Raw genomic sequence first — 15,554 nt, 5'->3', positions numbered from 1 at the left:
CTGCACCGTCAACGGCGTGCCGGTGAGCCATTTCATCGCGCCGGAGCGGCTCGAGGCCATCATCGAGCGCACCCGCAAGGGCGGCGCAGAGATCCTGGCCCTGCGCAAGAACTCCAGCGCCTACGACGCGCCGGCGGCGGCGGTGGCGGCGATGGTGGACGCCATCAGCAACAACCGCCGGCGGCTGATGCCCTGCGTGGCGCTGCTGGAGGGCGAATACGGCGAGCGCGACATCGCCATGGGCGTGCCCTGCGTGCTCGACGAGAGCGGCCTGGCCGAGGTGGTGGAACTGAACCTCGACGACCGCGAGCGGGAGGACTTCTCGCGCTCGGTCGCCGCCGTGCGGGCGGACATCGAGCGTCTCGCCCAGCTTGGAACCGAGCCCGAGGCGAAGCCGGGGGCCGAGCCGGGAGCGGCCGGCGGCACCTGAGCGGCACATGCAACCACTCCGACGTCGGGAGTCACGTCCATGACCGAGAAGACCGTCACCATCACCAACAACGTGGATGGCACGAGCCACGAGTACCCATTGCACGAGGGCACCATTGGCCCCCCGGCGGTGGACATCTCGGCACTGTACCGGGACGCCGGATTCTTCACCTACGACCCGGGCTTCATGGCCACCGCGAGCTGCCACAGCGCCATCACCTACATCGACGGCGAGCATGGCGTGCTGCTCTACCGCGGCTATCCCATCGAGCAACTGGCCACCAAGGCGAGCTTCCTGGAGGTGGCCTACCTGCTGCTCTACGGGGAGTTGCCCAACGAGCGCGAGCTGGTGAGCTTTGAGCGGGTGATCACCCAGCACACCATGCTCAACGAGAACCTGAAGAACTTCCTCGACGGGTTCCACTACGACGCCCACCCGATGGCCATCTTGTGCGGGGTGGTGGGCTCGCTGTCCGCCTTCTACCACGAGTCCATCGACGTCAACGACCCGCACTACCGCGAGATCTCCGCACACCGGCTCATCGCCAAGGTGCCCACCATCGCTGCGGCCGCATACAAGCACAACATCGGCGAGCCCATCATGTACCCGCGCAACGACCTGCGCTACGGGGCGAACTTCCTGTACATGATGTTCGCCACCCCGTGCGAGGACTACGAGCCGGGACTGCTCGCAGAGAAGGCTCTGAACCTGCTCTTCATCCTGCATGCCGACCACGAGCAGAACGCCAGCACCTCCACGGTGCGCCTCGCCGGCAGCTCGGGCGCCAACCCCTTCGCCTGTGTCGCCGCCGGCATCGCGTCGCTGTGGGGACCGGCCCACGGCGGTGCCAACGAGGCCGTGCTGGACATGCTCACCCAGATCGGCGACGTGTCCAGCGTGCCCAAGTTCATCGACAAGGCCAAGGACAAGGACGATCCCTTCCGGCTCATGGGCTTCGGCCACCGGGTGTACAAGAACTACGATCCGCGGGCGAAGATCATCCGCGAGGTCTGTCACCAGGTGCTGGAGGAAATGCCGGGCGCCGACAACCCGCTGTTCGAGTTGGCTTTGGAGCTGGAGGAGATCGCGCTGCACGACGAGTACTTCGTCGAGCGCAAGCTCTATCCGAACGTGGACTTCTACTCCGGCATCATCTATAGCGCGCTGGGCATCCCGCGCAACATGTTCACGGTGATGTTCGCCGTCGCGCGCACGGTGGGCTGGGTCTCACATTGGACGGAGATGATGAGCGACCCTGGCAACCGGATCGGGCGGCCGCGGCAGATCTACTGCGGACCGGAACCGCGGGACTACGTACCCATCTCCAAGCGCTGAGAGGCGCACCGCCCGGGCGGGATTGGGGTCGAAAATCGATTTCGATTCCGCGCTGGGTGACTGAAGTCGCCCGGAGTCCGGGCCGGGGAAATGCGGCGCATCCGAACGGCGCCCCCGCAAGCGCTCCCCGCCCTTGATCATCGTTCCGGCCAGGGACGTTAGCCAAGCAGGGCGGTCCGCACTACGGCGATAACGGTTCTCGCAGGGTCCGCTACGCGGACCCTGGTGCTTCGGCACGGAAATCCCGAGGCCGTTCGCAGCGCCTAGCCCTGGCGCCCTGGAGGGCCCCGCTCTGGCCGCGGGTCGCGATGGCCGGAGTGTCGCCCTCCAGGGCGACACTCGCTCGCGCAGGACAGCGAACGGTGTCGACAATTCCAACGCCCTGCACTAGCGCGGTGGCCGGAACGATGATCGAGGCCCGCACCCTCGAGCGGCACCGGACTCAGGGCAGCGTGGCGGGGGCCTGCGGCGGCGCGTCATCCGCCAGCAGCGCGAGCAGCTCATCGGCATCGATGCCTCGTTCCGGGCGCTCGGACACCGGGTCGAGCGGTGGCTGACGCTGCGCCTGCCAGGGCAGCACCTGAAGGTGCACCGGGATATCGCCGGCAACGAACTCGAACACGGGATGGGCCTGCACGCTGCCGCTGGCGTAGCGCTGCGGCTCATCACGCTGGCGCCAGGGAATACGCCGCTCCATCAGCTCCAGCAGGACCTCTTCCGGGCTGTCGGCGAACAGCCGAAGCTCGATGCCGTGCTCCCGCGTGGCCGTGCCGCGCAGGGCGGACCCGATCAGGCGTGGCCGGAAAGCCGCAAACTCGCGCATCGCCTGCAAGGCGTGCCGACGCAAGTCGGCCAGGTTGCGGTCACGTTCACCGGGCTCGAACAGGCGCTGCTGCTCGATCAGGGCGTCGTTGATCTCGCCGTTGTCGGGCCAACAGCGCTTGTCGCTGATGCCGAGCCGCGCCGCGGCCTTGCGCCGGGCGCGATCGAATCCCGTCGGGCCGTGCTCGGCGAGAATCCTTGCCGACTCGTAGGCCAGCAGCCGACGCTCGTCCTGGCAACGCTGCCGGCCGCCTGCCAGGTCGCGGCCGCCAACGCTACGCCGCTTGGGGCGTGCTGGAGTGGTGGCCGCTGCGGCCTTGGATCCCGATCGCCTGGGCATTGGCTTTCTCACGTGGGTGCCAGCACAGCGGAATGATAAACGCTATCGCGCCGGGGCGGTGCAGTCTGCCGGAAACGTGATGTGCGCCCCGCTGAGCGCGCATGCAAAACAGGTTTTATCTGATATATTTATCAGGGAAAATCGACTTACTTTATAAGGTCTTGATTTGGCCTGCCCCGACGGCGGCCACGGCTGGGCGATGAGCATGTTCGGGTTCGGACGCAAACAACGCGCATTACTCGGCGTGGACATCAGCTCGACGGCCGTGAAGGTCATCGAGCTGTCGCAGACCGACGGTGCCACCGCGGAGCTGTACCGGGTCGATGCCTTCATGATCGAGCCGCTGCCCGTCAACGCGGTGGTGGAGAAAAAGATCTCCGACGTCGACGCCGTGGGCCAGGCGATCGGGCGCGCCGTGGCCAAGTCCGGCACCAAGACCAAGCGTGCCGCCTGCGCCGTGGCCGGCTCCGCCGTCATCACCAAGGTCATCTCGATGCCCACAACCCTGTCGGACGCCGAGATGGAGACGCAGATCCAGTTGGAGGCGGATCAGTACATCCCCTATCCGCTGGAAGAGGTCAACATCGATTTCGATCTCATCGGTACCTCCCAGAACAATCCGGAGATGGTCGACGTGCTCCTGGCCGCCTCCCGCCGCGAGAACGTGGACGACCGCGTCGCCGCCCTGGAGCTCGGCGGCCTCAGCGCCGTGATCGTGGACGTGGAGGCTTACGTGATGGAAAACGCCTGCGCGCTGCTGCTCGGCCGCTTCGACGACGAGCGCCAGGACCAGACCGTCGCCGTGGCCGACGTCGGCGCCACCACCACCACGCTCCACGTCCTGCACGACGGCAAAACGGTCTATACCCGCGAGCAGAATTTCGGCGGCAACCAGCTCCTCGACGAGGTCGAGCGGCGCTACGGCCTCGCCCGCGCCCAGGCGCTGGAACGGCTGGAGGACAATCGACTGCCGGAGAACTTCGCCACCGAGGTGCTGGGGCCGTTCAAGGAGGCGCTGGCCCAACAGATCGCCCGCGCCTTGCAGTTCTTCTACTCGGCGAGCACCTACAATCGCACCGATCAGGTCCTGCTCGCCGGCGGCGCCGCGCGCATCGAGAAGATCGACGAGCTGGTGGAGGAACGTCTCGGCTTCCCCGTCTCGGTGGCCAACCCGTTCGGCCCCATGGCCGTCGGCCCGGGTGTCGACCCCGGTGCCCTGGCCAAGGCGGCGCCGTCGATGATGATCGCCACAGGGCTCGCCCTGCGCGCGTTCGACTGACATGGCGCGCATCAACCTACTTCCCTGGCGCGATGCGGAGCGCCGCCGGCGTCAACGCAACTTCATCATTGCGATGGGTATCGCCGTGGCCGCGGTGCTGTTGGCTGGTGTTGGCGTGCGCATGCAGTTCGAGAGCATGGTCGCCGCGCAGCAGTCCCGCAATCACTTGCTCGAGCAGGAAATCAGCAAGCTCAACCTGCGCATCAGAAAGATCGAGCAGTTGGAGGAAACCAAGGCGGATCTGCTGGCGCGCATGAACGTCATCCAGCAGCTCCAGGAGAGCCGCCCCGAGGTGGTGCACCTGTTCGACGAGCTGGTGGCATCCATTCCCGACGGCGTCTTCCTCACCGCCATCACGCAGCACGGCAATCGCGTGGAGGTGGAAGGCCGCGCCCAGTCCAACGCCCGCGTCTCCGCCTTCATGCGCAACATCAACGCCTCCGCCTGGCTCAACGACGCGGAGCTGCTGGTGATCGAGAACAAGGATCAGACCGGGACCGGCTTCAGCCATTTTCGGCTGAGCTTCAAACAGCAGCGGCTCGAACCGGCCGAGGCGCCAACAGCCGGGTCGGCGGGCGCGCCAGCGCTCGGCTGATCGCAGCGGCGCGTCCCTGAGCCGGGCAGCGCGTGACGCTCGAGGCAAACCGGGCGGGCAGCGTACCGCCGCAAGGGCCAAGCCGTGGAACTCAGCGACCTCAACGAACTGACACTCAGCAACATCGGCGAATGGCCGGCACCGGCGAAGGCCCTGGTCATTCTGGTGCTCTGTGCCGCCCTTGGCTGGGCCTGGTACTACTTCATCACGCGCGATCAGCTCGGCCGTCTCGACCAGGCCAAGGCGCAGGAGCTGACGCTGCGCAAGACCTTCGAGGACAAGCAGGACAAGGCGGCGAACCTGGAGGCCTACGAGCAGCAGCTCACCGAGATGGAGGAGTCCTTCGGCGCCATGGTGCGCCAACTGCCCGACCGCACCGAGGTCGCCGGGCTGCTGGTGGACGTCTCGCAGACGGGGCTAGCAGCCGGGCTGGAGTTTGAGCTGTTCCAACCCACCGGTGAGCAGGACAAGGACTTCTATGCCGAGCTGCCCATCCGCATGCGCGTCAACGGCCGCTACCACGAGTTCGGCCGCTTCATCAGCGGCCTGGCGGCGCTGCCGCGCATCGTGACCATCCACGACGTCAGGATCACCGCACCCGGCAAGCGCGTCGAGGACGCCAGCGAGGGGGTACGCCTGACCATGGAGGCGACGGTCAAGACCTACCGTTACCTCGAAGAGGCAGGCAGATGAGGGCTGCGGCATGGGCCGGCACGCTGCTGCTCGGCGTCCTCCTCGTCGGCTGCGGGCAGGCCAAGCTGGACGAGCTCCGAGGCTATGTCGAGAAGGTCAAGGCGCGCCCCCCCGGGCCGCTGGAGCCCATCCCGGAGGTGCCGCAGGTGGACACCTTCGTCTACGAACCCGGCAACCGCCGCGATCCCTTCGTCATGGACGACCGCACCGCCCAGGCGACCATGCCGCAACAGACCACCGGCGTGGCACCGGACCCCCTGCGCCGGCGCGAAGAGCTGGAACAGTATTCGCTCGATTCGCTGCGCATGGTGGGCACGCTGGAGCAGAACGACACGCGCTGGGGGCTCATCGTCGCGCCCGACGGCGTGCTGCATCGGGTGCGCGTCGGCAACTACCTGGGCAACAACAACGGCCAGATCACGCAAATCAGCCCGGAGGGCATCGCGATCACCGAAATCGTCGGCGACGGTCCTGGCACCTGGCGCGAGCGTGAGGCCCATCTCACGCTCAAGCAGTAATCACACCGGCGGAGGTATCCATACCATGCGTCAGACAAGTCTCGCCAGGACGCGTGCGCCAGCAGCAGCCCGACGACAGCGACGGGGTCTTGCCGTCGCGCTCTGCGGCCTGCTGGCGCTCGCCTGGCTGACATCCGCCGGCGCGGCGGTGCTGCAGAACGTCGAATTCGCCTCGCTGCCGGGCAACCAGGTGCAGATCGACCTGGTGTTCTCCGGCCCCGCGCCGACGCCGCAGGACTTCGCCACCGAGAACCCGGCGCGCATCGCCATCGACTTCCCCGGCGCCAACAGCGGCCTGGACAGAAAATCCGTCCCCATCGGCCTCGGCGTCGCCCACAGCCTGGTGGCCATCGAGGCGAGCGACCGCACCCGCGTGGTCATCAACCTGAACGACTCGGTGCCCTACGATATCGATACCCGCGGCAACCGCGTCAGCGTGACGCTGAACCCGGAGCGCCCGACGGCGGTCCCCACGCAGGCGCGCCGCATCGAAGCCAGCGGCAGGGGCACGCGCAGGGCCTCCCGCCAGCCGGCGCGCGGCGCCGTCAAGGACATCGACTTCCGCCGGGGCGCCGGCGGCGAAGGGCGAGTGCTGATCACGCTGCCCTCCGCCGAGACCCAGGTGAGCGTCCGCCAGGAAGGCCAGGACGTGGTGGTGGACATCCCAGACACCGATCTGCCGCAGCGCCTGTACCGGCGCCTCGACGTCACCGACTTCGCCACGCCGGTGACGGCGGTGGAGTCCCGCGGCATCAGGGGCAACGTGCAGGTGGACGTCAAGACGGCGGACCAGTTCGAATACCTCGCCTATCAGACCGACAACCTGTTCACGCTGGAATTCCGTGCCCTGACGCCGGCGGAGAAGGAACAGCGCGAGCGCGACAAGATCGTCTACTCCGGCGACCGGCTGTCGCTGAACTTCCAGGACATCGAGGTGCGGGCGGTACTGCAACTGCTGGCGGACTTCACCGGCCTCAATCTGGTTGCCAGCGACACGGTGCGAGGCAACATCACGCTGCGGCTCAAGAACGTGCCCTGGGATCAGGCGCTGGACATCATCCTGAAAACCAAGGGTCTGTCCATGCGCCAGACCGGCAACGTCATCATGGTGGCACCCACGGCGGAGATCGCAGCACAGGAGAAGCTGGAGCTGGAGTCCAAACAGCAGATCGAGGAGCTGGCCCCGCTGCGCTCGGAGTTCATCCAGGTCAACTACGCCAAAGCGGCGGACTTCGCCAGCCTGCTCAAGTCCCAGGAGAACAACCTGCTGACCCCGGAGCGCGGCAGCGTCACCGTGGACCAGCGCACCAACACGCTGCTGGTGCAGGATACCGCCGCGAAGCTGGACGAGATCCGGCGGCTGGTGAACCGGCTCGACGTGCCGGTACGCCAGGTGATGATCGAATCGCGCGTGGTGATCGCCAACGACGACTTCGCGCGCGATCTCGGCGTCCGCTTCGGGCTGTCTGCCTCCATGGGCAGCTACAAGGACAAGGAACTGCTCGTCGCGGGCGGCAAAGACGGCTACGCACCATCGTCTTCATTCAATGCCGGCCCCTTCGGCCAGGTCTACGGCTCCGGCACGACCAACGATCAGGGGCAAACGACGTACGAGCGCTTCAATTCCATCATCGAGATGCCGGCGGGCAGCGGCTATCCGTCACTGATGGTCAACCTGCCCGCCGACGCCGACCCGTCCGGCGCCTTCAACTTCATCCTCGGCAAGGTGGGCTCGCACCTGATCCAACTGGAGCTCTCGGCCATGCAGCGGGAAGGCCGCGGCGAGATCGTCTCTTCGCCGCGCGTGGTGACATCGGACCAGAATCAGGCCGTCATCAAGGTCGGCACCGAGATTCCGTACCAGGAGGCCACGGGCCAGGGCAACACCACCGTGGCCTTCAAGGAGGCGGTGCTGAAGCTGGAGGTGACGCCGCACATCACGCCGGACGACCGGGTGATCATGGACTTGGACATCAACAAGGACAATCCCAACTTCTCCAACACGGTGCTCGGCGTGCCGCCGGTCGACACCCGCTCGGTCACCACATCGGTGCTGGTGGACAACGGTGAGACGGTCGTGCTCGGCGGCGTCTACGAGCGCGACAAGAGCTACCAGAAGGAACAGGTGCCCTGGCTCGGGGACGTGCCCGTCTTCGGCCGGCTGTTCAAGAACGAGCAGCGGCAAGACAACAACAGCGAGCTGTTGATCTTCGTCACGCCGAAGATCCTGAAGGGCGACATCGCCACCCGCTGATGACGGCAGCCGACACCGGGGCGGGCCGCCGCCCGCTCACTTTGGCGACCTCCGGCGCAGCCGACGTGAAACATCGTTCAGGTGCCGCCATTTTCGTTAACCGCACCGGTGCGCGGCGCGTTGGAGGCGGCGCACCGACCATCACGACAGCGCACGTCCTGCCCGGTGCCCTTGCCCGGACGCGCCAAATCTGGCATACCTGCTCGGCATGATCCGACCACAGAACATCTTTCTCGTCGGCCCGATGGGCGCCGGCAAGAGCACCATCGGCCGCCAGCTCGCACAGGCCCTGGGCTACGAGTTCCAGGACAGCGACCAGGAAATCCAGCGCCGCACCGGCGTCGACATCGCCACGATCTTCGAGTTCGAGGGCGAGGAGGGTTTCCGAAACCGCGAGCGGCAGGTCATCGAGGAGCTGGCGCAGCAGGACAACATCGTGCTGGCCACCGGCGGCGGCGCCGTCATGGTGGCGGAGAACCGCCAGCAGCTCGCCGCCCGCGGCCTCGTCATTTACCTGCATTGCAGCCCGGAGCAGCAGTACGCGCGCACCGCCCGTGACCGCAACCGGCCGCTGCTCGATACCGAAGACCCGCAGCAGAAGCTGCGCGACCTCATGGCCGAGCGCGAGCCGGTGTACCGCCAGGTCGCAGACATGGTGGTGTCCACGGAGCGTCGCGGCACCTCGTCGGTGGTCAAGGAGATCCGCCGCCGACTCGAAGAAGAAGACCTCTGAGATGACCATTCCAACGGGGCGGCTCGAAGTCGAGCTCGGCCCCCGCAGCTATCCCATCTTCATCGGCCCCGGGTTCATCAGCGACCCCGATTGCTATGCGCCGTACATCGCCGGCCGGCAGGTGCTCGTGGTCAGCAACGAGACCGTGGCACCCTTGTACCTGGACGCCACCGAATCCGCCCTGGCCGGCCTGGACTGCCATCACGTCATTCTGCCGGACGGCGAGCAGTACAAGGATCTCGCCACCCTGAACAGCATCTTCGACACCCTGTTGGACGAGCGCCTCGGACGGGACGTGACGTTGGTGGCCCTCGGCGGCGGCGTCGTCGGCGACATGACGGGCTTCGCCGCGGCCTGCTACCAGCGCGGCGTAGGCTTCATCCAAGTACCGACGACGCTGCTCGCGCAGGTGGACTCTTCCGTGGGCGGCAAGACCGGCGTCAACCACGCGCTGGGCAAGAACATGATCGGCGCCTTCCACCAGCCACGCGCCGTCATCGCCGACACCGACACCCTGGAAACCCTGCCGGACCGGGAATTGGCCGCGGGCCTCGCCGAGGTGGTGAAGTACGGCCTGATCCGGGATGCCGCCTTCTTCGACTGGCTGGACGCGAACCGCGAGCGCCTCCTCGACCGCGACGCCAGCGCCCTGGTCCAGGCGATCGAGCGCTCCTGCCGCAACAAGGCGGAGGTCGTCGCCGCGGACGAGCGCGAGGTAGGACAGCGGGCATTTTTGAACCTCGGCCACACCTTCGGCCATGCCATCGAGGCAGGACTCGGCTACGGCACCTGGCTGCATGGCGAGGCCATAGCGACCGGCATGGTGCTCGCGGCGGAGTTGTCCGCCCGGCTCGGCTGGCTCTCGCACGCGGACGTCAGGCGCACCCGCGCCCTGCTGTCGGGGTTCGGCCTGCCAGTGGACCCGCCCCGGGAATTGTCGGCGGAGCGCTGGCTCGCGTTGATGGCAGTGGACAAGAAGGTGCTGGCCGGGCGGCTGCGACTGGTGCTGCTGCGCGGCATCGGCGACGCGGTGGTCACCGCGGACTTCGACCCGGACATACTGCTCGGCCTGCTGGACGAGATCGCCGGGGACCACTAGTGCAGCGTTTCTCCTTACTTTACTTTCGTGGTCGTTGTCGAGTATCCGACCACGAGCGGAGACTTCGACCAGGTTTCTCGGTTCCGGTCCCACCTGGATCGGCGCCCTGCAAAGTTCGCTGAAACGGGGCACTGGGCGTTCGCCGGCGACGAACGCTCGCGCCATCGACAACCCGGCGGCACCAAGTCCGTGCGCGAAGCGGGCCGCACGCACCAAAGTGGACCGCGATGCCATCGCCGGACCGATCTGGGAGCCGCTGGCGCGTGGCATAGTCTCTGCTTCGGCGTTATGATGGTCGGTCCACCGCTCGGCGGCGACGCGTCGCGGCGGGCCCAGGGCCACGCGACCACCCTGAACCGGCGCCGACCCCACCGAAGTCGTCGGCACCCGGTGTCGCCCCCGTCCCGGCCACACGCGAACAAAACCACGCACATCCAGAAGGTACCTGGGTCCGAAGCCGGCGCTTCGTGGGGTGGAATGCACCCAATGCCGGATTCACACTCCTTTATTGGATCGAGCAGCAACGCAGTCAGGTGAAAACGAGGTCCCAAGCCATGAACCTTCGTGCCTACCCAGCGGCGCAGGGGCTCTACGACCCCGCAAACGAGCGCGACGCCTGTGGTGTCGGCTTCGTCTGCGACATCAAGAATCGCAAGAGCCACCGCATCGTGCAGCAGGGCCTCGAGATCCTCGAGCGACTCACCCACCGCGGCGCCGTCGGCGCCGACCCCAAGGCCGGCGACGGCGCCGGCATTTTGGTGCAGATCCCGGACGAGTTCTTCCGCGCCAACGTGGAGTTCGAGCTGCCCGCGCCCGGTCACTACGGCGTCGGCATGGTGTTCCTGCCCCGCGACGCCAAGGCCCGCGAGGAGATGCAGGCCACCGTGCAGCGCCGGCTCGAAGAAGGCGGCCAGACCGTGCTCGGCTGGCGCGACGTGCCGGTGGACAACACGGACCTCGGCGAGAGCGTGCTGCCCACCGAGCCCGTGGTGCGGCAGGTGTTCGTCGCCTGCGGCGACAACTGCCCGGACCAGGACGCCTTCGAGCGCAAGCTGTTCGTGATCCGCAAGCGCATGGACAACGAGATCCGCGCCGCCGGCTACGACAAGACCGCCTACTACGTGGCGTCTATGTCCTCGCGCACCATCAACTACAAGGGCATGCTGCTGGCCGATCAGGTAGGCAAGTACTACCTGGACCTCAAGGACGAGCGTTTCACCTCGGCGCTGGCGTTGGTGCACCAGCGCTTCTCAACCAACACCTTCCCCACCTGGGACCTGGCGCAGCCGTTCCGCATGATCTGCCACAACGGCGAGATCAACACCCTGCGCGGCAACGTCAATTGGATGGCCGCACGCCGTCACACCATGGAATCGGAAATTCTGGGCGAGGACCTGGACAGCATTTGGCCGCTGATCCCCGAGGGCCAATCGGACTCGGCCTGCTTCGACAACGCGCTGGAGCTGTTGGTGATGGGCGGCTACTCACTCGCCCACGCCATGATGCTGCTGATCCCGGAGGCCTGGTCCGGCAACAAGCTCATGGATGAGAAGCGCCGCGCCTTCTACGAATACCACGCGGCGCTGATGGAGCCCTGGGACGGCCCCGCGGCGGTGGCCTTCACCGACGGCCGCCAGATCGGCGCCACGCTGGACCGCAATGGCCTGCGCCCGGCACGTTATCTCGTCACCGACGACGACATGGTGGTCATGGCCTCGGAGATGGGCGTGTTGGACATCCCGGACGAGCGCATCGTCAAGAAGTGGCGGCTGCAGCCCGGCAAGATGTTCCTGATCGACCTGGAGCAGGGCCGCATCATCGACGATGCCGAGCTCAAGGCCGAGCTGGCGAACGCGAAGCCCTACCGGGAGTGGCTGAACCGCACCCAGATCCACCTGGACTCCCTGCCCACCGACGTCGCCCCCATGGCGCCAGAGGCCGACGTGCTGCTCGATGCCCAGCAGGCGTTCGGCTATAGCCAGGAAGACATCAAGTTCCTGCTGACGCCCATGGTGGTGGCCGGCCAGGAGGCCATCGGCTCCATGGGCGCCGACAACCCGCCGTCGGTGCTGTCGTCGCGCTCCAAGCATCTGTCCACCTATTTCAAGCAGAACTTCGCTCAGGTCACCAACCCGGCCATCGACCCGATCCGCGAGGAGCTGGTGATGTCGCTGGTGTCCCTGATCGGCCCGCGCCCGAACCTGCTGGGCCTGGACGAGGCCGGCAAGCACTGGCGCCTGGAGGTCAACCAGCCGGTGCTGACAAACGAGGACCTGGAGCGCATCCGCCACATCCAGGACAACTCGGGCGGCAAGTTCCGCACCAAGACCCTGCACATGGTCTACCCGGCCGCCGAGGGTGCCACGGGCATGGCGCCGGCATTGGAACGACTCTGCAAGGACGCCGAGCAGGCGGTGCTGGACGGACACAACATTCTGATTTTGTCAGACCGCAACACCAATGCCGACTACATCCCGATCCCCGCGCTGCTGGCAACCTCGGCCGTGCATCACCACCTGATCCGCGAGGGCCTGCGCACCAGCTCCGGGCTGGTGGTGGAGACCGGTGCGGCGCTGGAGGTACATCACTTCGCGACCCTGGCCGGCTACGGTGCCGAGGCCATCAACCCGTACCTCGCCTTCGACACCATCGCCTCGCTGCTGCACAAGTTGCCGCACGACGGCGGCAAGCTCGACTTCGAGGAGGCGCAGTCGCGCTACATCAAGGCCGTCGGCAAGGGCCTGAAGAAGGTCATGTCCAAGATGGGCATCAGCACCTTCCAGAGCTACTGCGGCGCGCAGATCTTCGACGCCATTGGCCTCAACCGCGCCTTTATCGCCAAGTACTTCACCGGCACCGCCAGCATGGTGGAGGGCATCGGCCTCGCCGAGGTCGCGGAAGAAGCGGTGCGCTGGCACCAACGCGGCTACGGCAACGAGCAGATCCTGCGCAAGCACCTGGACGTGGGCGGCGACTACGCCTACCGGCTGCGCGGCGAGGACCACGTCTGGTCGCCGGAGACCATCGCCAAGCTCCAGCACGCCACCCGCGCCAACGACGCATCCACCTACGCCGAGTATTCCAAGCTCATCAACGAGCAGAACGAGCGGCTGTTGACCTTTCGCGGCCTGATGGCGCTGAAGTGGGCCGATGACCCGGTGCCGATCGACGAGGTCGAGCCGGCGTCGGAGATCGTCAAGCGCTTCGCCACCGGCGCCATGTCCTTCGGCTCCATCAGCTACGAGGCGCACTCGACGCTGGCCAAGGCCATGAACGCCATCGGCGGCAAGTCCAACACCGGCGAGGGCGGCGAGGAGCCCGAGCGCTTCCTGCCGCTGCCGGACGGCTCGCGCAACCCCGAGCGCTCTGCCATCAAGCAGGTCGCCTCCGGGCGCTTCGGTGTCACGGTCGAGTACCTGGTCAACGCCGACGACATCCAGATCAAAGTCGCCCAGGGTGCCAAGCCCGGCGAGGGCGGCCAGTTGCCGGGCCACAAGGTCAACGCGCAAATCGCGCGGGTGCGCCACTCCACGCCCGGCGTGGGCCTCATCTCGCCGCCGCCGCACCACGACATCTATTCGATTGAGGACCTGGCGCAGCTCATTCACGACCTGAAGAACGCCAACCCCAAGGCGCGCATCTCCGTGAAGCTGGTCTCCGAGGTCGGCGTCGGCACCGTCGCCGCGGGCGTCTCCAAGGCGCATGCCGATCACGTGACCATCGCCGGCTACGACGGTGGCACCGGCGCGAGCCCGCTCACCTCCATCAAGCACGCCGGCTCGCCGTGGGAGATCGGCCTCGCCGAGACCCACCAGACCCTGGTGCTGAATCGGCTCCGAGGCCGCATCGCGGTGCAGGTGGACGGCGGCATGCGTACGGGGCGCGACGTGATGATCGGCGCGCTCTTGGGCGCGGACGAGTTCGGCTTCGCGACGGCGCCGCTGATCGTCGAGGGCTGCATCATGATGCGCAAGTGCCACCTGAACACCTGCCCGGTGGGCGTGGCGACGCAGGACCCGGAGCTTCGGAAGAAGTTCACCGGCAAGCCCGAGCACGTCATCAACTACTTCTTCTTCGTCGCCGAAGAGGTGCGCCAGCTCCTCGCCAAGCTCGGTTTCCGCAGCCTGAGCGAGGCCATCGGCCAGATGGATCGGCTGGAGATGCGCCGCGCCATCGACCACTGGAAGGCCAAGGGGCTCGACTTCACGCGCATCCTCACCAAGCCGAAGGTGCCGGACACGGTGGCGCTCTACAACAGCGAGGCCCAGGACCACGGCCTGGACAAGGCGCTGGACCACAAGCTCATCGAGCAGGCGGCGCCGGCGCTGGAACGCGGCGAGCCGGTGCGCATCGAGACCGAGGTCAAGAACTTCAACCGCACCGTCGGCACCATGCTCTCCGGGCGCGTCGCCGAGCGCTACGGCCACCAGGGCCTGCCCGACGACACCATCCACATCAAGGCGCACGGCATCGGTGGGCAGTCCTTCGGTGCCTGGCTGGCGCACGGGGTGACCATCGAGCTCGAAGGCGAGGCCAACGACTATGTCGGCAAGGGCCTGTCGGGTGGGCGCTTGATCATCTACCCGCCGGCGAGCTCGGGGATCGCGAAGGCCGAGGAGAACATCATCGTCGGCAACACGGTGCTCTACGGTGCCATCAGCGGCGAGTGCTACTTCCGCGGCGTCGCCGGCGAGCGCTTCTGCGTGCGCAACTCCGGCGCCACCGCCGTCGTCGAAGGCGTCGGGGACCACGGCTGCGAGTATATGACCGGCGGTGTGATGGTCTGCTTAGGCCCCACCGGGCGCAACTTCGCCGCCGGCATGTCGGGCGGCGTCGCCTACGTGCTGGACGCGGACGGCCGCTTCGCCAAGCACTGCAACCAGGCCATGGTGGAGCTGGAGCCCATCGCCGCCGAGGACGCCGCGCTGGAGGTCCTTGACCACCAGGGGGGCGACCTGGAGAGCCACGGCTTGGTGGACGTGAGCAGCGACATGACCCGCTTCGATGAGATCCGCCTCAAGCAGCTGATCCTCAAGCACAAGCGCTACACCAACTCCGATGTCGCCCGGGCCATTCTGGACGATTGGGAGAATATGCGCGCCAAGTTCGTCAAGGTCATGCCGGTGGACTACCGCCGCGCGCTGGAGCAGATGCAGGCGCAGCAGAGCCGCCCGCCCGGCGCGGGCACGCCCGGCGCGTCGAAGTCCAGTCTGTCCAAGCCTTCACTGCGGTCCTGAAGGGGGGACGCGAGCCATGGGTAAGCCAACCGGATTCATGGAATACGAGCGCGCCGAGATGGCCTATGAGCCGGCCTCGGACCGCGTCGTGCACTACAACGAGTTCGTGCTGCCGCCGAGCGATGCGGACATGTCCATCCAGGGCGCGCGCTGCATGGACTGCGGCATCCCCTACTGCCACCAGGGCTGTCCGGTGAACAACATCATCCCGGACTTCAA

10 protein-coding genes and 2 pseudogenes are annotated in these 15,554 nt (G+C 66.9%); 11 read left to right on the top strand and 1 reads right to left on the bottom strand.

Features of this window, described 5'->3' with window-relative positions; genetic code table 11:
* Nucleotides 1–430 (top strand): annotated as a pseudogene (locus tag LJE69_RS01960) (hypothetical protein); the annotation flags it as partial.
* Between the two features lie 39 nt (nt 431–469).
* Nucleotides 470–1,765: a citrate synthase gene (locus tag LJE69_RS01955; protein WP_296920895.1), complete on the top strand. Its 1,296-nt coding sequence runs from the start codon at nt 470–472 to the stop codon at nt 1,763–1,765.
* 442 nt (nt 1,766–2,207) lie between these two features.
* On the opposite strand, the gene LJE69_RS01950 is transcribed toward LJE69_RS01955, so the two are convergent.
* A complete protein-coding gene (locus LJE69_RS01950; RefSeq protein WP_296920892.1) occupies nt 2,208–2,927 on the bottom strand; it encodes a hypothetical protein in 720 nt (239 codons plus the stop codon).
* Between the two features lie 205 nt (nt 2,928–3,132).
* Between LJE69_RS01950 and LJE69_RS01945 the strand changes: the two genes are divergently transcribed.
* The 9 genes and pseudogenes from LJE69_RS01945 to gltD all read left to right on the top strand — a co-directional run.
* On the top strand, nt 3,133–4,206 hold the full coding sequence (locus tag LJE69_RS01945) for a pilus assembly protein PilM (RefSeq protein ID WP_296920889.1): 1,074 nt from the start codon (nt 3,133–3,135) through the stop codon (nt 4,204–4,206).
* Nucleotide 4,207: 1 nt separating this feature from the next.
* The gene (locus tag LJE69_RS01940; RefSeq protein WP_296920886.1) at nt 4,208–4,801 is read left to right on the top strand and encodes a PilN domain-containing protein; all 594 of its coding nucleotides are present in this window, start codon (nt 4,208–4,210) and stop codon (nt 4,799–4,801) included.
* Nucleotides 4,802–4,885: 84 nt separating this feature from the next.
* On the top strand, nt 4,886–5,494 hold the full coding sequence (locus LJE69_RS01935; RefSeq protein ID WP_296920883.1) for a type 4a pilus biogenesis protein PilO: 609 nt from the start codon (nt 4,886–4,888) through the stop codon (nt 5,492–5,494).
* Nucleotides 5,491–6,012 carry a pilus assembly protein PilP gene (locus LJE69_RS01930; RefSeq protein ID WP_296920880.1) on the top strand — a complete coding sequence of 174 codons (522 nt, stop codon included), beginning with the start codon at nt 5,491–5,493 and terminating at the stop codon, nt 6,010–6,012. The genes LJE69_RS01935 and LJE69_RS01930 overlap by 4 nt, the downstream gene beginning before the upstream one ends.
* Before the next feature lie 25 nt (nt 6,013–6,037).
* Entirely contained in the window at nt 6,038–8,266 is a 2,229-nt protein-coding gene (gene pilQ / locus LJE69_RS01925) for a type IV pilus secretin PilQ (protein WP_296920877.1), read from the top strand.
* A gap of 208 nt (nt 8,267–8,474) precedes the next feature.
* A complete protein-coding gene (aroK, locus tag LJE69_RS01920; protein ID WP_296920874.1) occupies nt 8,475–8,999 on the top strand; it encodes a shikimate kinase AroK in 525 nt (174 codons plus the stop codon).
* Nucleotide 9,000: 1 nt separating this feature from the next.
* Entirely contained in the window at nt 9,001–10,098 is a 1,098-nt protein-coding gene (gene aroB, locus LJE69_RS01915) for a 3-dehydroquinate synthase (protein WP_296920872.1), read from the top strand.
* A gap of 554 nt (nt 10,099–10,652) precedes the next feature.
* Nucleotides 10,653–15,335: a glutamate synthase large subunit gene (gene gltB, locus LJE69_RS01910; protein WP_296920869.1), complete on the top strand. Its 4,683-nt coding sequence runs from the start codon at nt 10,653–10,655 to the stop codon at nt 15,333–15,335.
* A 16-nt stretch (nt 15,336–15,351) separates the two neighbouring features.
* Nucleotides 15,352–15,554, top strand: a pseudogene (gene gltD, locus LJE69_RS01905) (glutamate synthase); the annotation flags it as partial.

Origin of the sequence: Thiohalocapsa sp. (genome assembly GCF_022340605.1) — a bacterium.
In the GTDB taxonomy this organism is placed as follows: Bacteria; Pseudomonadota; Gammaproteobacteria; order Chromatiales; family Chromatiaceae; genus Thiohalocapsa.
Note: the sequence above shows the minus strand (reverse complement) of the source record. Positions and strands in the feature narration are given on the sequence as shown.

Coding starts and splice junctions, on each gene's coding strand:
- pilQ (WP_296920877.1), top strand. CDS start 6,038: ATGCGTCAGACAAGTCTCGCCAGGACGCGTGCGCCAGCAGCAGCCCGA.
- LJE69_RS01950 (WP_296920892.1), bottom strand. CDS start 2,927: ATGCCCAGGCGATCGGGATCCAAGGCCGCAGCGGCCACCACTCCAGCA.
- aroK (WP_296920874.1), top strand. CDS start 8,475: ATGATCCGACCACAGAACATCTTTCTCGTCGGCCCGATGGGCGCCGGC.
- LJE69_RS01930 (WP_296920880.1), top strand. CDS start 5,491: ATGAGGGCTGCGGCATGGGCCGGCACGCTGCTGCTCGGCGTCCTCCTC.
- LJE69_RS01940 (WP_296920886.1), top strand. CDS start 4,208: ATGGCGCGCATCAACCTACTTCCCTGGCGCGATGCGGAGCGCCGCCGG.
- LJE69_RS01955 (WP_296920895.1), top strand. CDS start 470: ATGACCGAGAAGACCGTCACCATCACCAACAACGTGGATGGCACGAGC.
- aroB (WP_296920872.1), top strand. CDS start 9,001: ATGACCATTCCAACGGGGCGGCTCGAAGTCGAGCTCGGCCCCCGCAGC.
- LJE69_RS01945 (WP_296920889.1), top strand. CDS start 3,133: ATGTTCGGGTTCGGACGCAAACAACGCGCATTACTCGGCGTGGACATC.
- gltB (WP_296920869.1), top strand. CDS start 10,653: ATGAACCTTCGTGCCTACCCAGCGGCGCAGGGGCTCTACGACCCCGCA.